17 protein-coding genes and 1 tRNA gene are annotated in these 18,008 nt (G+C 73.3%); 13 read left to right on the top strand and 5 right to left on the bottom strand.

Features of this window, described 5'->3' with window-relative positions; genetic code table 11:
• Positions 1-57: 57 nt before the first annotated feature.
• Positions 58-1,014: a GlxA family transcriptional regulator gene (locus IQ279_RS07200; RefSeq protein WP_206347465.1), complete on the bottom strand. Its 957-nt coding sequence runs from the start codon at positions 1,012-1,014 to the stop codon at positions 58-60.
• 159 nt (positions 1,015-1,173) lie between these two features.
• Between IQ279_RS07200 and IQ279_RS07195 the strand changes: the two genes are divergently transcribed.
• Positions 1,174-1,587, top strand: a complete 414-nt coding sequence (locus IQ279_RS07195) for a DUF7144 family membrane protein (RefSeq protein ID WP_206347464.1) — start codon at positions 1,174-1,176, stop codon at positions 1,585-1,587.
• Positions 1,588-1,654: 67 nt separating this feature from the next.
• On the opposite strand, the gene IQ279_RS07190 is transcribed toward IQ279_RS07195, so the two are convergent.
• Both IQ279_RS07190 and IQ279_RS07185 read right to left on the bottom strand, forming a co-directional pair.
• Positions 1,655-3,289 (bottom strand): cation:proton antiporter, encoded by a 1,635-nt coding sequence (locus tag IQ279_RS07190; protein WP_206347463.1) that lies wholly within the window; start codon positions 3,287-3,289, stop codon positions 1,655-1,657.
• A gap of 41 nt (positions 3,290-3,330) precedes the next feature.
• Positions 3,331-4,209 (bottom strand): universal stress protein, encoded by an 879-nt coding sequence (locus tag IQ279_RS07185; protein ID WP_206347462.1) that lies wholly within the window; start codon positions 4,207-4,209, stop codon positions 3,331-3,333.
• Between the two features lie 200 nt (positions 4,210-4,409).
• Here IQ279_RS07185 and IQ279_RS07180 point away from each other — a divergent pair, with 200 nt between their 5' ends.
• Complete coding sequence (locus IQ279_RS07180) at positions 4,410-5,579, top strand: glutathione-independent formaldehyde dehydrogenase (protein WP_206347461.1); 1,170 nt, start codon at positions 4,410-4,412, stop codon at positions 5,577-5,579.
• Between the two features lie 272 nt (positions 5,580-5,851).
• Entirely contained in the window at positions 5,852-8,209 is a 2,358-nt protein-coding gene (locus IQ279_RS07175) for a rhamnogalacturonan lyase (RefSeq protein WP_206347460.1), read from the top strand.
• A gap of 35 nt (positions 8,210-8,244) precedes the next feature.
• On the opposite strand, the gene IQ279_RS07170 is transcribed toward IQ279_RS07175, so the two are convergent.
• Positions 8,245-9,105, bottom strand: coding sequence for a patatin-like phospholipase family protein (locus IQ279_RS07170; protein ID WP_206347459.1), 861 nt, complete (start codon positions 9,103-9,105; stop codon positions 8,245-8,247).
• A gap of 157 nt (positions 9,106-9,262) precedes the next feature.
• On the opposite strand from IQ279_RS07170, the gene IQ279_RS07165 reads away from it, so the two are divergent.
• The 4 genes from IQ279_RS07165 to IQ279_RS07150 all read left to right on the top strand — a co-directional run bounded on the left by IQ279_RS07165 (position 9,263) and on the right by IQ279_RS07150 (position 13,799).
• Positions 9,263-10,549 carry an FAD-binding protein gene (locus tag IQ279_RS07165; protein WP_206347458.1) on the top strand — a complete coding sequence of 429 codons (1,287 nt, stop codon included), beginning with the start codon at positions 9,263-9,265 and terminating at the stop codon, positions 10,547-10,549.
• Between the two features lie 325 nt (positions 10,550-10,874).
• A complete protein-coding gene (locus tag IQ279_RS07160) occupies positions 10,875-12,368 on the top strand; it encodes a M28 family peptidase (RefSeq protein ID WP_206347511.1) in 1,494 nt (497 codons plus the stop codon).
• Between the two features lie 228 nt (positions 12,369-12,596).
• Positions 12,597-12,893 (top strand): type II toxin-antitoxin system VapB family antitoxin, encoded by a 297-nt coding sequence (locus IQ279_RS07155; RefSeq protein WP_031508611.1) that lies wholly within the window; start codon positions 12,597-12,599, stop codon positions 12,891-12,893.
• A gap of 156 nt (positions 12,894-13,049) precedes the next feature.
• Complete coding sequence (locus tag IQ279_RS07150; RefSeq protein ID WP_206347457.1) at positions 13,050-13,799, top strand: LytR C-terminal domain-containing protein; 750 nt, start codon at positions 13,050-13,052, stop codon at positions 13,797-13,799.
• A 42-nt stretch (positions 13,800-13,841) separates the two neighbouring features.
• On the opposite strand, the gene upp is transcribed toward IQ279_RS07150, so the two are convergent.
• Positions 13,842-14,477 (bottom strand): uracil phosphoribosyltransferase, encoded by a 636-nt coding sequence (gene upp, locus IQ279_RS07145; RefSeq protein WP_206347456.1) that lies wholly within the window; start codon positions 14,475-14,477, stop codon positions 13,842-13,844.
• 149 nt (positions 14,478-14,626) lie between these two features.
• Here upp and IQ279_RS07140 point away from each other — a divergent pair, with 149 nt between their 5' ends.
• The 6 genes from IQ279_RS07140 (at position 14,627) to IQ279_RS07115 (ending at position 17,855) form a co-directional block, all read left to right on the top strand.
• The gene (locus IQ279_RS07140; RefSeq protein WP_372445087.1) at positions 14,627-14,893 is read left to right on the top strand and encodes a hypothetical protein; all 267 of its coding nucleotides are present in this window, start codon (positions 14,627-14,629) and stop codon (positions 14,891-14,893) included.
• A 129-nt stretch (positions 14,894-15,022) separates the two neighbouring features.
• On the top strand, positions 15,023-15,574 hold the full coding sequence (locus IQ279_RS07135; protein ID WP_206347455.1) for a tRNA adenosine deaminase-associated protein: 552 nt from the start codon (positions 15,023-15,025) through the stop codon (positions 15,572-15,574).
• Positions 15,575-15,705: 131 nt separating this feature from the next.
• Positions 15,706-16,365 (top strand): tRNA adenosine(34) deaminase TadA, encoded by a 660-nt coding sequence (tadA, locus tag IQ279_RS07130; protein WP_206347454.1) that lies wholly within the window; start codon positions 15,706-15,708, stop codon positions 16,363-16,365.
• 10 nt (positions 16,366-16,375) lie between these two features.
• Positions 16,376-16,462, top strand: a tRNA-Ser gene (locus tag IQ279_RS07125).
• Positions 16,463-16,622: 160 nt separating this feature from the next.
• Positions 16,623-16,817: a hypothetical protein gene (locus IQ279_RS07120; protein ID WP_206347453.1), complete on the top strand. Its 195-nt coding sequence runs from the start codon at positions 16,623-16,625 to the stop codon at positions 16,815-16,817.
• A gap of 171 nt (positions 16,818-16,988) precedes the next feature.
• Entirely contained in the window at positions 16,989-17,855 is an 867-nt protein-coding gene (locus tag IQ279_RS07115; protein WP_206347452.1) for an RNA polymerase sigma factor SigF, read from the top strand.
• Positions 17,856-18,008 lie beyond the last annotated feature (153 nt).

The following is an 18,008-nucleotide window of genomic DNA, read 5'->3' as shown; positions in this document are numbered from 1 at the left end:
ACAGCGGCGCGATCGCCAGGGTCCGCGAGGATCGCGCCACCCGGCGGGGCGCCCGCGTCACCCGCCGCGGGCGAAGGTGCGCCGGTACTCGCTCGGTGTGGTGCCCAGGACGCGCCGGAAGTGCAGCCGCAGATTGGCGCCGGTGCCCAGGCCGACGTCGGCGGCGATCCGCTCGACGCTTCGCTGCGAGCGTTCCAGCAGCTCACGGGCCATGTCGACGCGGGCGCGCATGACCCACCGCATCGGCGTGTAGCCCGTGTCCTCGGCGAAGCGCCGCGAGAACGTGCGCGGCGAGACCCCTGCCCGCCGGGCGAGCAGTTCGAGGGTGAGGGGTTCACCGAGCCGGTGCAGCGCCCATTCGCGCGTGGCGGCGAACCGTTCACCCAGCGGCTCGGGCACGCTGCGCGGCACGTACTGCGCCTGACCGCCGCTGCGGTAGGGTGCGGCGACCAGGCGCCGGGCCGCGTGGTTGGACGCGGCCACCCCGAGGTCGCCGCGCAGGATGTGCAGGCACAGGTCGATGCCCGAAGCGGCCCCGGCAGAGGTCAGTACGCCGCCCGCGTCGACGAACAGGACGTTCTCGTCGACCCGGACGCGGGGGTGCCTCGCCGCGAGCGCCCGCGTGTAGTGCCAGTGCGTCGTGGCGCGCCTGCCGTCGAGCAGGCCCGTGGCGGCGAGCGCGAAGGCTCCCGTCGAGATGGCGGCCAGCCGCGTGCCCCGGGCGTGGGCGTCCGAGAGCGCGTCGACGACGGCCGGCGGCGGGGCGTCGCGGTCGGGGAACCGGTAGCCGGGGATGAAGACGGTCTCGGCCCACGCGAGTGCCTCAAGGCCGTGGACGACGTGGTAGGACAGGCCGTCGCCGCCGGTCACCGGGCCGGGCGCGGCCCCGCACACCCGCACCTCGTACGGCATGCTCGCCCGGGTCGTGAACACCTGTGCGGGGATGCCGACGTCGAGCGGCTTGGCACCCTCCAGGACCAGCACGGCGACGCGGCGCAGACGGGGGGACGGCACGGGGACAGGGTACGAGGGGCGCGGGCGGGACGTCCGTTTGCGCCCCCGTGCCGCCGCACGATACTGGGAACGAGGGCGGCCGCCTCCCGCTCCCCACCGCCGGGCGCGGGCGGAGCGCCGGAGGCCCGGAGCCCCACCCGCGAGACGAGGTGACTTCCGATGGCACAGACGGATCGGCGGCAGTACGCGGACAACACCCAGGACCTGGCCGGCGGACTGGTGGTCTTCGCCGCCGTCATGCTGGTCATCTCCGGTGTGCTGGACCTGCTGCGCGGCATCATGGGCATCGCCGAGGACGACGTCTTCCTCACCACCCCCGACTACACCTTCCAGTGGGACACCACCGGCTGGGGCTGGGCCCACCTGATCCTGGGGGCCGTGAGCATCGCGGTGGCCGCCGGCCTGTTCCGGGGTGCGCTGTGGGCACGGGTCGCGGGCGTGGTGATGGCCTCGCTCCTGCTGGTGGCGAACTTCCTGTCGCTGCCGTACTACCCGATCTGGTCGATCGTGCTGATCGCCCTGTGCGCCCTGGTCATCTGGGCGCTGTCGGTGTACCGGCGCGGTCCCGTGTGACGGGCGGCGCGCCCGGCGGTACGGCGGGCGCGGTACGGCGGAGCCCCCGGGTACCGGGGCGCCCGTGTCAGTCGCGCAGCAGCCCGTCCAGGGCCGCCGCCGCGTCCGAGGCCGCGGCTGCGAACGGCTCGATGACCAGGTCGACCCCCTCGGCGCGCAGGTGCTCGGCGTCGCGCCGGTTGTGGGCGGTGACGGCCGTGACGCCCCGGTACCCGTGGTGGCGCAGCCCGTGCAGCAGCGCCCGGTTGGTGTCCGCCACCGGGATGGCGGACACCACGCAGCGGGCCCGGGCCAGCGGCAGGGACTCCAGGAAGTGGACGTCCTCGGCGCTGCCGAAGACGGCGGTCACCCCCGCCCGTTCGTTGCGCGCCACCCGGTGCGGGTCGTAGTCCACCGCCAGGACCCGGTGCCCGGCCCGGCTGAGCCGGTCGGCCAGCAGGCCGCCGAAGCGGCCGAGCCCGTAGAGGACGATGTCGGCGTCGCGGTGGGCGTCGGTGGGTTCGGTGTGGCGGGCACCGGTCCGCTCGAACCTGCCCAGCCACCGCTCCAGGCGCCCGTAGATCTGCTGGGAGTAGAGGATCAGGTAGGTGGAGGCGCCGATGGTGACCAGGCCGACGACGGTGATCAGGCTGACGGTGGCGCCGGTGATGTGCCCGAGGCTGTAGCCGAGGGAGGCGAGGATGAGGGAGAACTCCGAGATCTGGGCGACCGTCAGCCCCGCCAGGAAACCCACCCGGACCGGGTAGCGCATCGCCACCATGATCACGACGACGATCAGCGGGTTGCCGACGAGCACGAAGACCGAGAACACCAGCGCCTCGGCGATCTGCGTGCCCGCGTCCGTGAACTCCAGTTGCGCGCCCAGTTCCAGGAAGAAGAAGAGCAGCAGGAAGTCGCGCAGGCTGACCAGCCGGGCGCCCATGGCGTCCCGGTAGGGGGTGCCGGCCAGGGAGACCCCGGCCAGGAACGCCCCGACCTCGGAGCTGAAACCGAGCCACTCGCTCAGCGCGGCCACCGACACCGCGTAGGCCACCCCGAAGAGCACCAGCAGTTCCTGGGAGCGGGCGACCCGGTGCAGCAGGCCGGGCAGGACGTAGCGGGTCAGCGCGGCGACGCCGGCCAGCAGGCCCAGGCCCTTGGCGAAGACCAGGGCGATCTCCGCGGCCATGCCGCCCTCGCCGCCGGTCCGCTGCCCGAACGCGGTCAGCCCGATCATGACCAGCACCACGACGATGTCCTGCACGATCAGGAACCCCACCGCGATGCGGCCGTGGAGCTGCTCCAGCTCGCGCTTGTCGGACAGCAGTTTCACGATGATGATCGTGGACGAGAAGGTGAGCGCGACCGCGACGTAGAGCGCCGTCACCGTGTCCATGCCCAGCGCGAGCGCGATCAGGAAGCCGATCACCGAGGTGAACAGGACCTGGCCGAGCCCGGTGGCCAGCGCGATGGGCCCGGTGGTGCGGACCAGGTGCAGGTCGAGCCGGAGCCCCACCAGGAACAGCAGTACCGCGATGCCCAGCCGGGCCAGCAGCTCGACGGTGCCCTCGGCCTCCACCCAGCCCGCGCCCGCGGGGCCGACCAGGATGCCGACGCCGATGAAGGCGACGATCAGCGGCTGCTTCAGCAGTGTCGCCAGCAGGCCCACGGCGGCGGAGATCGCCAGGACCGCGGCGACGAGGGGGAAGTCGTACGGATCCATGGCCCGGTCCGATCACTGGTTCGTTCGCTGCGGGAATGCGTTCATCGCCCCGGCCCCGGCCTCGGCCCCGGGACGACCAGCACGTCGCACGGCGCCTCGGACACCACGTGCTGGGCGACACTGCCCAGCACGGCGTAGCCGGCCGCCGAGCGCGTGCCCGTACCGACCACGGCCAGATCGGCCCCCCCGCTTCCCGCGAGACGGGGTACGGCGTCCTGCGGGCGGCCCGGAGCGACCAGGACACGCGCCGGGCGCGGTGCCAGGTCCGCCGCGATCCGCTCGGCGGCCGGGCGGGCCTGCTCGGTGCGGGTGCGCCGCAACCGCTCCAGCTCCTCCTCCGGCACGCCCCGCATGCGCAGCAGGTGCTCGCCGGGAACGGTGACGCAGCGGACCAGCAGGCGCTCCGCGCCGGGGGTCAGCCCCGTACCGGTACGGGCCGCGGCGAGGGAGGCGGTGGACTCGTCGACGGCGAGCAGGACCTTCCGGTACGCGCCTTCCGGCGGCCGTCTGACGACCAGCGCCGGCACCTCGCCGGTGCGCACCAGGCTCCCGGCGATGCCGCCCAGCCCGGTGCCGCCGCGCCGGTGCCGGCCGCGGGCCCCCAGCACCAGCAGATCGGCGCCCTCTCCGCCGGCCTCGTCCGGTACGACGGCGGTGACCCTGCCGGTGCGCACCGTCCCCCGGGCCGCCGGGACCGCGCGGGCGTGCCGGCGCAGGTGGGAGCGGAGCCGCAGCCGGGCGAACTCCACCAGGTCCGGGGTCACGTCCGGCGGTGCGACGTACAGCACGAGCAGCCGCGCGGCGAGCCGGGCCGCACGGCCGACGGCTTCGCCGGCCGGTTCGGAGAGGTCGGTGACCGCCAGCACGCACCGGGGCGGCACTGAGTACACGGGCATCACCCCCGGTCGACCGGCTCCCATGCCAGATTAGTTCCTTTTGTCGCCACGACGCCTCTCGAACGCACCTCCGGCGCACCCCGGCGCGCTCTCCCGCCCGGCGTGCGCTCCGGCAGGTTTCACCGCCCTCCGCCACGGACACCCGCCCGGTCGAACCGGACGGAATGCGAAGTACGGGCGGAACAACCCGCATGTGACGCGCGCCGCGCCGTGAGGAGGCAGCGATGAAAGCCGTCGTCTACAAGGAACCCTTCAGCGTCGACGTCGAGGAGGTCGCCGATCCCCGGATCCAGGACCCCACGGACGTGATCGTCAAGGTCACCACATCCGCGATCTGCGGCTCCGACCTGCACATGTACGAGGGCCGCACCGGTGCGGAGCCGGGCATCGTGTTCGGCCACGAGAACATGGGGGTCGTGGAGGAGACCGGCTCCGGCGTCGCCACGGTGAAGAAGGGCGACCGGGTCGTCATGCCGTTCAACGTGGCCTGCGGCTTCTGCAAGAACTGCCTGGCGGGGCGTACGGGCTTCTGCCTGACCGTCAACCCGGGCTTCGCGGGCGGCGCCTACGGCTATGTGTCGATGGGTCCCTACACCGGCGGCCAGGCGCAGTACCTGCGCGTGCCGTTCGCGGACTTCAACTGCCTGCAACTGCCCAAGGGCACCGAGCACGAGGACGACTTCGCCCTGCTCGCCGACATCTTCCCCACCGGCTACCACGCCACCGAACTGGCGCAGGTCTCCCCCGGGGAGACCGTGTGCGTGTTCGGCGCCGGACCGGTCGGCCTGATGGCGGCCTACTCCGCGGTGCTGCGCGGCGCCTCCCGCGTCTTCGTCGTCGACAAGCAGCCGGACCGGCTCCGCCTCGCGGGCCGGATCGGCGCGATCCCGATCGACTACAGCAAGGGCGACGCCGCCGAGCAGATCAAGGAGCAGACGAACGGGGAGGGCACCGACAAGGGCATCGACGCCGTCGGCTACCAGGCCACGGTCGCCGAGGGCGAGGAGCAGCCGGCGATAGTGCTCAACACCCTGGTCGAGGCGGTGCGCCCCACCGGGATGCTCGGAGTGGTCGGGCTCTACGTGCCGGCCGACCCCGGCGGCCCCAGCGAGAGCGCCAAGAAGGGCGAACTGCTCTTCCGGATCGGCAAGTTCTTCGAGAAGGGCCTGCGGATGGGGACCGGCCAGGCGAACGTCAAGTCGTACAACCGCCAACTGCGCGACATGATCATCGCCGGCCGCGCCACTCCCAGCTTCGTGGTCTCCCACCGGGTCCCGCTGGAGGAGGCGCCCGAGGCCTACCAGCACTTCGACAAGCGCGACGAGGGCTGGACGAAGGTGCTCCTCAAGCCCGAGGCGGGCAACGGGCACAAGAAGCAGAAGGTGCCGGCGTAGCCGCGCGGACCGACGCGGATGCGGCGGGGCGGTCCGGGTGCGGGCCGCCCCGCCGCCGCGTCCCCGTACCTCCGTGCCGCCCGCCGGTTCCGGAAAACCGCAGGCTGACGACGAGTCCTGACGCGGGGTCTTGACGGCCCACCCCCCTGCCCATACCGTCTCGCCCGCTCCTTGAAACGAATCAATTGAAACGTATCAAGGTATACCGGCAACGTATCGACACGCCCTTCCCGCCCCTGACGGGTCCGGCCGAGGGCGGGAAGGACCGCGCGATGAGACGACCCCATGGGCGAACCCGGCAACGCACCGCCTCCGGGCCGCGGCGGCGGACATCCGTCCTGCTGGCCGCCGTACTGCTCGCCACCGGCGCCCCGGCCGCCCAGGCCGGCGCCCCCTCCGGCGAGGCACCCGGCGGCGGCCGCGGCAAGGGACGGGCGGTCCAGCTCGAGAAGCTCGACCGCGGCCTCGTCGCCGTCGCCACCGGCGAGGGCGTCTTCCTCAGCTGGCGGCTGCTCGGCACCGAGACCATCGGCTCCACCGCCACCGGCATGGCCGGCCCGGACTTCCGCGTCTACCGGGACGGCGAGCCCGTGGCGACCGTCACCGACAGCACCAACCACCTCGACCGCGGCGCCCCGCCCGACTCCGAGTACCGCGTCGTCCCCGTCGTCGACGGCCGCGAGGTCCGCGACAGGGGCCGCGGCCAGGCAATCACACCGTGGTCGCGGTCCTACACCGAACTGCCGCTGCGCAAGCCCGCCGACGGCGTCACCCCCGCCGGGGAGAGGTACACCTACTCCGCCAACGACATGAGCGTCGGCGACGTGGACGGCGACGGAAGCTACGAGTACGTCGTCAAGTGGGACCCCTCCAACTCCAAGGACGTCTCCCAGAAGGGCTACACCGGCAACGTCCTGATCGACACCTACCGCCTCGACGGCACCCTCCTGCACCGCCTCGACCTGGGCGTCAACATCCGCGCGGGCGCCCACTACACCCAGTTCCCCGTCTACGACTTCGACGGCGACGGGCGTGCGGAGATGATGGTCAGGACCGCGCCCGGCACCAAGAGCATCCGCTACGACCGGCACGGGCGCGTGGTCTCCGAGCGGTACATCACCATGCCGCGCGAGGACGTCCGCGCCGGCCACTCCCACCGCGACGACCACCGGATGAGCGCCGCGGACTACCGCGAGCACCTCGTGGGGACGTTCCTCGGCTGGCACGAGCACCCCGAGGTGACCGCCGGGCGGTGGCCCGCCACCCTGGAGGCGGCCTTCGGCATCGGGCCGCGCCACGACTACCCGCTCTCCCGCACCGCCGCCGAGGACCTGGCCGACCACTTCATCGACGTCTACGCCCCCTCCCGCAGCTCCCGCAACGACCTGCGCGCCTTCGAGGGCTTCGTCCTCACCGGCCCCGAGTACCTGACGGTGTTCGACGGAGCCACCGGCCGCGAGCTCCAGACCGTCCGCTACGAGCCCGGACGGCACGACGACGGCCTGATGTGGGGCGACTACGCCATGAGCCGCATCGAGCCGGGCAACCGCGTCGACCGCTTCCTGGCGGGCGTGGCCTACCTCGACGGCAGGCGCCCCTCGGCCGTCTTCGCCCGCGGCTACTACACGCGCGCCACCGTGGCCGCCTACCGCTGGAACGGAAAGCGCCTGAAGCGCCAGTGGCTCGCCGACAGCGGCTGGACACCGATGTCCAACCCCTTCGACGACTCCCCGCACGGCGTCGACGGCACCGACCCCGAGTACGGCTCCCTCACCACCCAGGGCTTCCACTCCCTGAGCGCGGCGGACGTGGACGGCGACGGCCGCCAGGAGATCGTCTACGGCGCGGCCACCCTCGACGACGACGGCTCCCTCCTCTACAGCTCCTTCGCCGAGGGGCCGCCGCGGAGCGCCGTGCCGGGGCGGAGCGTGCGACTCGGTCACGGCGACGCCATGCACGTCGCCGACGTCGACCCGGACCGTCCCGGCCTGGAGATCCACACCGTCCACGAGGGCGGGCGCTGGGCCCCCTACGGCCACGCGCTGCGCGACGCCGCCACCGGCGAGGTGCTGTACGGCGCCTACACCGGCGTGGACACCGGCCGCGGCATGGTGGGCGACGTCGACCCGGACCGTCCGGGCCTGGAGACCTGGGGCTCGCACGGCGTCGGCCTGTGGAGCGCGGACGGCGAGCGGCTCGGCGGCGCCACACCCGGCACCAACATGAGCATCCGCTGGGCCGCCGACATGACCACACAGATCGTGGAAGGCTCGGGCGATGACACCCCGGTGATCAGGGACTGGCGGCGCGGCACGCTGCTGACCGCCGGGGGAACCCGCACCAACAACGGCACCAAGGGCAACCCCTCGCTGGTGGCCGACGTCCTCGGCGACTGGCGCGAGGAACTGCTGGTGCGTACCGCCGACAGCTCGGCGGTACGGCTCTACACCGGCACCGAGGTGACCGACCGCAAGCTGTACACGCTGATGCACGACCCTCAGTACCGGGTCGAGGTGGCGCGGCAGCAGACGACGTACAACCAGCCCGCGTACCCGTCCTTCCACCTGGGCTCGGGCACCGACTGGTCGCGGGTGCCCGTGCCCGGCGCGCGCGTGCCCGGCCGCCGGTAGGGCCCGGCGCCGGCCGGTCACCGGCAGCCGTCCGCTCAGCCCTGCCAGACGCCGCCCACGGCCCGCGCGTGGGCGGCGGCCTGCGCACGTCCCGCGCGTGCGCAGGCCGCCCGGCGGGAGACGTCCAGGGGATTGCGGCCGAGCTCCCGGCGGGCTGCGGCGTCCGGGACGATCAGCGCGACCTCCGCCCCCTCCGCCCGCAGCCGGGCGGCGAGCCGTTCGGCCCGGGGGCCCGGCCCGAACGCCCTGGGCAGCGGGGCGAGCACCACCACCCGCCGGTGGCCGCGCGCCAGGTCGGCGTTGGTCGTCGACCGCACGCCGCCGTCGATCCACCACCGCCCGCGCAGGGCGACCGGCGGCCACAGGCCCGGCATCGCGCAACTCGCGGCGACCGCCCGGAGCAGGTCGGCGCCGCTGCCGGAGCGGAAGGCGCCCAGCGCACCGGTGTGCGCGTCCACCGCCGTCACGCGCAGCGCGTCCGGCCACTCCCGCTGCGGCAGCAGGGCGGCGATCGCCTCCAGCACCTCCTCCCCGGAGGAGGTGCTGGCCCTCAGCGCCATCCGCCCCAGCCGCCGCGCCACCGCCTCCGGGGTGCGCCGTCCCAGCTGCGCGCGGAGGAAGCCCAGGGCCGCGCCGGGAGTGATCCGCGCCTGCGGACCGGCCTCCTCCCGGGCGGCCGACTCCGGTCCGGCCGCCCCCGACTGCCGCCGGTGGAGCTCCTCCGGATGCTCCCCGGCCGCCAGCCGGGCACCGACGACCGCTCCCGCGGAGGTGCCGATCACCGTGTCGGCGTCGGTGAGGTCCACACCGGCGGCGGCCAGGCCGGCCAGCACCCCCACCTGCCACGCCCCGCCCGCGTGCCCGCCGCTGCCCAGTACGAGTGCTCTGTCCGCCACGGCGCCGGCCTCCTCCCTCTTCGGCCGTGTCCGCCTACCCACCGCCGCGGGCCGGAAGCAGCCGCGCCACAGCCGTCCCCTCACCGCCTCCACCCGGCCGCCGCACAGGTGACATACGCTCGCACGGCCGATCGACCCCACGAGATCCGGAGACTCCATGTCCGCGACGCCGACCAGACCGACCAGGCCGACCAACTGGGCCGGGAACGTCGAGTTCGCCGCCCGGACCCTGCACCGCCCGGCGACGACGGACCGGCTGCGCGAGATCGTCGCGGCCTCCGACCGCGTACGGGTGCTGGGCTCGGGCCACTCCTTCAACCGGATCGCCGACACGGACGGCGATCTGATCACCCTCGACGACCTGCCCCGCGCCATCGAGGCGGACCCGGCCTCCGGCACCGTCCGCGTCGCCGGTGCGGTCCGGTTCGGCGAGCTGTGCCCGGTGCTGCGGCGGCACGGGCTCGCCCTGCCGAACCTCCCCTCCACCCCGCACTTCACCCTCGCCGGGGCGTACGCCACCGGCACCCACGGCTCGGGGCACACCGGCGGCACGCTGGCCGCAGCCGTGCGGTCGGTGGAGCTGGTCACGGCGGACGGATCGCAGGTCACCGTCTCGCGCGGCGACGACGGCTTCGAGGGGACCGTGGTATCGCTCGGCGCCCTGGGCGCGGTCACCGCCCTGACCCTCGACGCGTGCCCGGCGTTCGAGGTGGAGCAGTACGTCCACGAAGGGCTGCCCTGGGAGGTGCTGACACAGCGCCCGGAGGAGGTGTTCGGCGCCGCTTACAGCGTCAGCGCCTTCACCGACTGGGCCGGCCCGGCGCGGGTGTGGGCCAAGCGCCGCACCGGTGATCCGCTGCCCGGCCTCTCCTGGACCGGCGCCCGCCCCGCCGACGGCCCTCGTCACCCGATCGAGGGAATGCCGACCTCGAACGCCACCGAGCAGCGGGGCGTGCCCGGTCCCTGGGACGAGCGGCTGCCGCACTTCCGCTCCGGGTTCATGCCCAGCGCCGGGGACGAGCTCCAGTCGGAGTACTTCGTGCCGGCCGGCCGCGCGGGCGAGGCCTTCGCGGCGCTGCGGGAGCTCGGAGCGCTGCTCGCCCCCGTGCTGCAGGTCTCCGAGATACGCACCGTGGCCGCCGATCCCCAGTGGCTCAGCCCCGCCCACGGCCGCGACAGCGTCGCCCTCCACTTCACCTGGACGTCCGACGCGGCCGCCGTCGCCCCCGTGCTGCTCCGCGTCGAGGAGGCGCTCGCGCCCTTCGACGCGCGCCCCCACTGGGGGAAGCTGTCGTCCGCGGACCCGGAGGCGCTGAGCGCCTCGTACGCTCGCTGGGACGACTTCCGGGCGCTGCTGGACCGCTTCGACCCGGCGGGCGTGTTCCGCAACGAGCTGATCGACCGTTGGTTCCCCCGCGACCGGTGGCCGGCGGCCGACGGGTAATCAGCGGCCGACCGGGCGCCGGGAGAAGGCGGCGGCCGGGGGGCGGTGTCCTCTGTTCCCGGGATCGGACGGGTTTGGCCCCGGCGTGCGGGCGGATCACTTCCCCCAAAACGGGCCAGTTGTGCCGGGATCATTCCCTCAGCGCCCTCCAGTCGCTACCTTCCCTTCCACCACGTCCGCAACCCGGACAGGCAATCCCCCACGTCGAACAGCCCGTCCCAGCTGTCCGCACCGGAAGGATCCTCCCGTGCACGCACCTCTCTCCAGAGGCAGGAAGCGCAGAATCATCGCGGCCACCGCCGCCGCGTCCCTCGCCGCCCCCCTGATGCTCGCCGCGACCGCCACCTCCGCCGTGGCCAAGCCCGACCCCGGCAAGCAGGGTGAGCGGCTGGCGAGGCAGCTGGTCAAGAAGGCCGACGCGGACGGCGCCATGAGGCACCTGCGGGCGTTCCAGGCGATCGCCGACGCCAAGGACGACAACCGTGCCGCCGGCTCCGCCGGCTACGACTGGTCCGCGAAGTACGCCGGCACCCTGCTCAAGCTCGCCGGATACGAGGTCACCTACCAGAACTTCGACTTCGTCTACCGCGAGACGCTCGCGGAGAAGCTGTCGGTCCTGAGCCCCACTCAGCGCGACGTCCCCATCAAGCTGATGACGTACACCGCGAGCACCCCCGAGGGCGGCGTCGAGGCCGCCCTCGCGGCCGTGCCCGTGGACGCCGACGGCACCACCGGCTGCACCGCCGAGGACTTCGCCGCCGGCGACTTCACCGGCAAGATCGCCCTGATCCAGCGCGGCGGCTGCACCTTCGCCGACAAGCAGGCCAACGCCGCCGACGCCGGCGCGGTCGGCGCGATCATCTACAACAACACCGACGGGGACCTCAACGGCACCCTCGGCGAGGCCTCCGCCGGCCGCATCCCCACCGGCGGCATCACCCAGGAGGCCGGCGAGGCGCTGGCGGCCGACGTCGCCCAGGGCACCGTCACCGTCAACATGGAGATCCGCGAGTTCCACGAGACCCGCTCCACGCCCAACGTCATCGCCGAGACCCGCGGCGGCGACGAGGACAACGTGGTGATGTTCGGCGCCCACCTGGACTCCGTCGCCGACGGCCCGGGCATCAACGACAACGCCTCCGGCTCCGCCGGCATCCTGGAGACCGCCCTCGAGTTCGCCAAGACCAACCGCAAGGGCAAGCACGCCAACAAGGTGCGCTTCGCGCTGTGGTCCGCCGAGGAGGTGGGTCTGCAGGGCTCCGAGCACTACGTGACCAGCCTGCCCGAGGCCGAGCGCGAGAAGATCGCCCTCTACCTCAACTTCGACATGATCGCCTCGCCGAACTACGGCCTGTTCGTCTACGACGGCGACGACTCCGACGGCGTCGGCGCCGGCCCGGGCCCCGAGGGCTCGGCGCAGATCGAGCACGCGATCAACACCTTCATGCGCTCGCAGGGCGAGGAGCCGCGCGGCACCGACTTCACCGGCCGCTCCGACTACGGCCCGTTCATCGAGGCCGGCATCCCCTCCGGCGGCACCTTCACCGGAGCCGAGGGCATCAAGAGCGAGGAGGAGGCCGCTCTGTGGGGCGGCGAGGCCGGTATCGCGTACGACGAGTGCTACCACCAGGCGTGCGACGACATGGGCAACGTCAGCAAGAAGGCGCTCGGCGTCAACGTCGACGTGATCGCGAACGCCGTCGGCAACTACGCCTGGGACACCTCCTCCCTCACCGAGGACGTGCCCTTCGAGCCCACCAAGGGCACCGCGGGCAGCGGTGGCGGTCTGCACGACCACGACCACGGCCTGACCTCTTGAAGCTCTGACCTCCTGAGGCTCTGGCGGTCCGGCGTTCCACGGAACGTACGGCCGTGACGGCACCCCACAGCGGGCGCCGGGGCACACGCCCCGGCGCCCGCTGCGCTCTGTGCGCCGCGGGCCCGGCGGCGCGCCGGCCCGTGTCCGCCCGCGCCCCGGAGCCGGGACACGCCCCGACCCTCCGCCGGAAGGCTGTGTCCCCCGCCGCCGGGCCGGTAGGCTTTCCGTGTGATCTTCAAGCGAATCGGAAACGGACGGCCGTACCCCGACCACGGCCGGGAGAGCACCCGCCAGTGGGCGGATGTAGCCCCACGCCCGGTGCGTCTTGACCAGCTCGTCACCACCAAGGGGCAGCTCGACCTGGAGACCCTGCTCGCCGAGGACTCCACCTTCTACGGCGATCTGTTCGCGCACGTCGTGAAGTGGAACGGAGACCTCTATCTGGAGGACGGCCTCCACCGCGCCGTGCGCGCCGCCCTCCAGCAGCGGCAGGTGCTGCACGCCCGGGTGCTCGAACTCGACTGACGCCCGCCGCCGTCCGCCGATCCGCCGGCGCCCACCGGCACCCGCTGACGTCCCGGGCACCGCCGTGCGGGACACGTTGGCCCTTTCGGGGCCGACTGCGGTGTGCGCGTTGATCGTTTAGTAGGCATTACGCCGTCTCCGCACTACGCTGCGCCCATGAGCATGCTCACTCCCCCCGGCATGGGCGGCAAGTACCGCATCACGGGTGACCGCTACCCGCGGATGCGGCGCCCGCGCAGGCGCCGCAGGATCGTCGCCGCCTCGGTCGCGGCGACCGCCGCCCTCGGTGTGCTCTCCTGGGGGACCGTGCAGCTCCTCGACGCCTTCACGGGCGGCGGCACCACGGTGCGGGCCGCCGGCGAAGGCGGCGAGTGCGAGCCGGCCGGCGACGGCGGGAAGGACGAGGACGGCGCGAAGGGCGGCGCGAGCGCCGCCGCGGCGCGCTCCGCCGAGGAATCCGGCGCCTCGCCCGACGCCCTCCCGAAGCCGTCCACCATCACCGTCAACGTCTACAACGCCACCACCCGCGGCGGGCTGGCCCGGAAGACGGCGGACGCGCTGGAGAAGCGCGGCTTCACCATCGGCGAGGTGGCCAACGCCCCGGCCTCCCTCGACAAGAAGGTGAAGAAGGCCGGGCTGCTGATGGGCCCGCCCGCCGCGTACGGGAACGGCGCGTTCGACGTCCTGCTCACCCAGCTGCCCGGGGCGGAGGTCAGGGCGGTCGAGCGCAAGACCTCCGGGGACGCCGGGAAGGCCGGGAGCGGGAAGAAGAACGCCGCGGAGAGGGAGATCGACCTGGTGATCGGCAAGGCGTTCAAGGCCCTGGCCGGGGAGAAGGACGTGCGCAAGGCCCTGGCGGCCCTGGCCTCCCCCTCCTCCTCGCCCTCCGCGTCGGCCTGCCGGTAGGCGCTCCGGCGGGCACCCCGGCGGGCGGACACTGCGGCCGGGTCAGCCGGCCGTCCCGTACATCCGGTCGCCCGCGTCGCCCAGACCGGGGACGATGTAGCCGTCCTCGTTGAGCCGCTCGTCGACCGAGGCGGTCACCACCGTCACCGGCGTGCCCGCCAGCTCGCGCTCCATCAGCTCCACGCCCTCGGGCGCCGCCAGCAGGCAGAGCGCCGTGACGTCGTCGGCGCCGCGCCGGATCAGCTCCCGGATCGCCGCCACCAGCGTGCCGCCGGTCGCCAGCATCGGGTCCAGGACGTACACCTGGCGCCCGGAGAGGTCGTCGGGCATCCGGGTGGCGTACGTGGACGCCTGGAGGGTGCGCTCGTCGCGGATCATGCCCAGGAAGCCCACCTCGGCGGTCGGCAGCAGCCGCACCATCCCGTCGAGCATCCCCAGCCCGGCCCGCAGGATCGGCACCACCAGGGGACGCGGGTGGGACAGCCGCACGCCCGTGGTGGCCGTCACCGGGGTCCGGATGCCGACCGTCTCGGTGCGCACGTCCCGGGTGGCCTCGTAGGCGAGCAGGGTCACCAGCTCGTCGGCGAGGCGCCGGAAGGTCGGGGAGTCGGTGCGCTCGTCGCGCAGCGTGGTGAGTTTGTGCGCCACCAGCGGGTGGTCGACGACGTGAATCCGCATGCCGTCGACAGTAGCCGAGCCGCTTTCCCGGCTCGCACTGGCGTACAGGCGCCATTTCGGGGGACAGTGAACAGGTACGACCGGAGGTGGGCCGTATGACCGGACCGAGGCAGCAGCACGAAGACAACCCCGACGACCGTCGGGCACTCATACGCGAGGACCAGCGAGGCCAGGACCAGGGCCGGCGGGACCGCCGGAGGGCCGGGGAGCGCCGTACGGACACCCGGGCCGCCGGCGGCCCCGCGGTCCGGACGACCCGGACGGCCCAGGACGACGACGCGGAGCGCCGCCGCCGCCGGGCGGTCTTCCTGCGCGAACTGAACGAGGCCAAGGCGCTGCGCGAACGGGTGCAGCCGCGCCGCGCCCGCGCCGCGCGCATGCGCCAGGCGATGCGGATGAGGACATTTCGCTGGTAGTCCGGCGCAACACCCACGCGACGCACGGTCGAAGACCTCTCGCTCGGCGCCGGTTTCTGCCACGATTCCGTTTGGGCGGGGCGCGGTCCCGTCAGCACTCGGGCACCTGAAACCAGTGGGAGAGTCACGGTGTACTTCGCCGCACTGCTCGCGCGCACCGAAGACGGCTGGGAAGCGAGCGACACGGAACTCGACGAGGTCGAGACCCTGGCCGATCTCGCCGACCTGGCCCGGGAGGCCGCCGAGGACGATGAGCCGGTCCTGGTCTGCATCGAACAGGAGGGCGTCTGGTTCGGCGTCGTCCGGGTGGAGGGCGAGGAGGATCCCCGCATCTTCGTCTCGGACGCGGCCGCGGCCGCACGCAGCTCCTACGGGGAGATCCTGCTCACCGACGAACTCCTCGGCCGCGAACCGGGCGGCGAGGAGGATCTCGACCTCCTCGTGGACCTCGACGGCACGGAGGACGGCGAGCCGCCGAGCGACACGGAGGACGACGAGGACGAGGGAGGCGCGTCCGCGCAGGCCGCCGGCGCCGCTCCGGCGGGACCGGTCGGCGACGTCGAACTGCTGGCCGACTTCGGCATGGACGGCACCGCCCTGCTCTCGCTGACCTCCGAGGACGCGCTGACCGAGATCGCCGACGCGCTCGGCTGCACCGACATGCTGGAGGCCGTCCGGTAGCCGTCGACCGCACCTGACGCCCTTCCCCTCGTAAGCCACACCGACCCCGCATGTCCCATGCGTCCCGCGGGGTCCCGCCGCCGTGCCCGCCCGCCGTACACGGGGCCGGGGCGGACGGGGACACTGGGCGCATGAGCCTTCCGCCCAACCCGCAGGCACCTCACCCGGGGCCCCCGGAGCCCCCGGTCCCCGGGCGCTTCCCCGACGAGGCGGCCGACCCGCTGCGCGACCCGTGGCGGGCGGCGATGCGCCGTGCCCTGGCCGAGGCCGCACGGGCTCCCGGGACCGGTGACGTGCCCGTCGGCGCGGTCGTCCTGGGCCCGGACGGAGCGGTCCTGGGGCTCGGCCGCAATGAGCGCGAGGCGACCGGCGACCCCACGGCGCACGCGGAGGTCGTGGCGATCCGCGAGGCCGCCCGGGCGGTCGGCGAGTGGCGGCTGTCGGGCTGCACCCTGGTGGTGACGCTGGAGCCGTGCACGATGTGCGCGGGCGCGATCGTGCTGTCCCGGCTGGAGAGGGTCGTCTACGGAGCGGTGGACGAGAAGGCGGGCGCGGCGGGCTCCCTGTGGGACGTCGTGCGCGACCGCCGGCTCAACCACCGGCCCGAGGTGGTCTCCGGAGTGCTGGCGCGGGAGTGCGGAGCCCTGCTCACCGACTTCTTCCGCGCTCCCTCCCGTACGCCCTCACGCGCCCCTTCCCGCACCGCTCCGCGGCCGCCGCGGGAGGCCGCGGAGGATCGGGAGGGCACTTCCCGGGGAACCGATTTCGGCGCACGCCCGACCATGGGCTAGGCTCTCTCCCGGTAGCGTGTCCGAGCGGCCGAAGGAGCTCGCCTCGAAAGCGAGTGTGGGGGCAACTCCACCGTGGGTTCAAATCCCACCGCTACCGCGGCAGTCGAAGGGCCCCCTCGAGAGGGGGCCCTTCGCCGTGCTCCGCCTCCGCCGTTCCGGCGCGGACGGGACCACCCGCGCAACCCCTGGGAGCGCCGGTCGCCGCCGGTTAGACTCTCGCGACCGCTCGGGCGGTCCTGCGTTCGGAGACGCCCGGGATGTTCGGGGATGTTCGGGGAGAGGCAAGCGCCGTGGACGTGAAGAAGGTCGTGCTCTACATACTCCTCGTCTTCATCCTGTACTCGATCATCACCTCCCCCGACCGCTCCGCCGAACTCGTCGGCATCGGCTTCGAGGGCATCTCCAGCGCCGCGAAGGGCGTCGGGACCTTCATGTCCGAACTGGTGAACTGAACAGGTCGTCCGTACGGCCCGTACGTACGGGCCGGCCCTCGCGAGCACCACCGTCACGAGCACCGCCCCGCCGTCCCGCGGCCGCCCCCCGGACGGCCGTCCGCCGTGCGCGCACCGCAACAACACGAAGTTATGCGGTGCTTGCCCACAGTGCATATACCTTGTGATGCTATGACCGCTTTTGCCGGATGGAACAACCGTGAAGGGGTTGGACGAACGGTGGCGGTCTCGCAGACCCTTCCCCGGACCCCGACTGGGTCGGCGCCCAGCCGTCGGAGCGCGGAGACCCGCGCCCTGACCCAGGTGCTCTTCGAGCGGCTCTCCGGGCTGGAGGCCGGCTCCTCCGAGCACGAACGGGTGCGCGGGGCCCTTATCGAGGCCAACCTCCCCCTCGTCCGCTACGTCGCCGCCCGCTTCCGCAGCCGCAACGAGCCGATGGAGGACATCGTCCAGGTCGGCACCATCGGCCTGATCAACGCCATCGACCGCTTCGACCCCGGCCGGGGGGTGCAGTTCCCCACCTTCGCGATGCCGACGATCATCGGTGAGATCCGGCGCTACTTCCGCGACAACGTCCGCACCGTGCACGTGCCGCGCCGGCTGCACGAGATGTGGGTGCAGGTCAGCGGCGCGACGGAGGACCTGACCGTGCTGCACGGCCGCTCCCCCACCACCGCCGAGATCGCCGAGCGGCTGCGGATCGCCGAGGAGGACGTCCTGGCCTGCCTGGAGGCCGGGCGCGCCTACCGCGCCACATCCCTGGAGGCCGCCCAGGAGCGCGAGGACGGCATGCCCGGGCTGATCGACCGGCTCGGCTACGAGGACCCGGCCCTGGACGGCGTGGAGCACCGTGACCTGGTGCGGCACCTGCTCGTCCAGCTCCCCGAGCGGGAGCAGCGGATCCTGCTGCTGCGGTACTACCGGAACCTGACGCAGTCGCAGATCAGCGCGGAGCTGGGGGTGTCGCAGATGCACGTGTCCCGGCTGCTGTCGCGGAGCTTCGCCCGGCTCCGTGCCGCAAACTCCATCGACGCGTAACCCCCGCGGGGGACACTCGTACGGACGCATCCCCATCCCGAACTGTGCAGTTTTATCGACAAGGGGCTACGTCGTGTTGCTGACTTGTGACATTCTGCGAGAAGTGCGTTTGCCGCGACGGCGCCGCCGGTATTGACCGGGAGGTGCCTCCCT

It is taken from the genome of Streptomyces verrucosisporus (assembly GCF_017114865.1).
GTDB lineage: Bacteria > Actinomycetota > Actinomycetes > Streptomycetales > Streptomycetaceae > Streptomyces > Streptomyces fenghuangensis.
Note: the sequence above shows the minus strand (reverse complement) of the source record. Positions and strands in the feature narration are given on the sequence as shown.

What these genes read in the sequence shown, in the direction of transcription:
- IQ279_RS07160 (WP_206347511.1), top strand. Translation starts at nt 10,875, where the DNA reads ATGCTCGCCGCGACCGCCACCTCCGCCGTGGCCAAGCCCGACCCCGGC.
- upp (WP_206347456.1), bottom strand. Translation starts at nt 14,477, where the DNA reads ATGCGGATTCACGTCGTCGACCACCCGCTGGTGGCGCACAAACTCACC.
- IQ279_RS07165 (WP_206347458.1), top strand. Translation starts at nt 9,263, where the DNA reads ATGTCCGCGACGCCGACCAGACCGACCAGGCCGACCAACTGGGCCGGG.
- IQ279_RS07175 (WP_206347460.1), top strand. Translation starts at nt 5,852, where the DNA reads ATGAGACGACCCCATGGGCGAACCCGGCAACGCACCGCCTCCGGGCCG.
- IQ279_RS07190 (WP_206347463.1), bottom strand. Translation starts at nt 3,289, where the DNA reads ATGGATCCGTACGACTTCCCCCTCGTCGCCGCGGTCCTGGCGATCTCC.
- IQ279_RS07115 (WP_206347452.1), top strand. Translation starts at nt 16,989, where the DNA reads ATGACCGCTTTTGCCGGATGGAACAACCGTGAAGGGGTTGGACGAACG.
- IQ279_RS07185 (WP_206347462.1), bottom strand. Translation starts at nt 4,209, where the DNA reads ATGGGAGCCGGTCGACCGGGGGTGATGCCCGTGTACTCAGTGCCGCCC.
- IQ279_RS07195 (WP_206347464.1), top strand. Translation starts at nt 1,174, where the DNA reads ATGGCACAGACGGATCGGCGGCAGTACGCGGACAACACCCAGGACCTG.
- IQ279_RS07150 (WP_206347457.1), top strand. Translation starts at nt 13,050, where the DNA reads ATGAGCATGCTCACTCCCCCCGGCATGGGCGGCAAGTACCGCATCACG.
- tadA (WP_206347454.1), top strand. Translation starts at nt 15,706, where the DNA reads ATGAGCCTTCCGCCCAACCCGCAGGCACCTCACCCGGGGCCCCCGGAG.
- IQ279_RS07120 (WP_206347453.1), top strand. Translation starts at nt 16,623, where the DNA reads ATGTTCGGGGATGTTCGGGGAGAGGCAAGCGCCGTGGACGTGAAGAAG.
- IQ279_RS07180 (WP_206347461.1), top strand. Translation starts at nt 4,410, where the DNA reads ATGAAAGCCGTCGTCTACAAGGAACCCTTCAGCGTCGACGTCGAGGAG.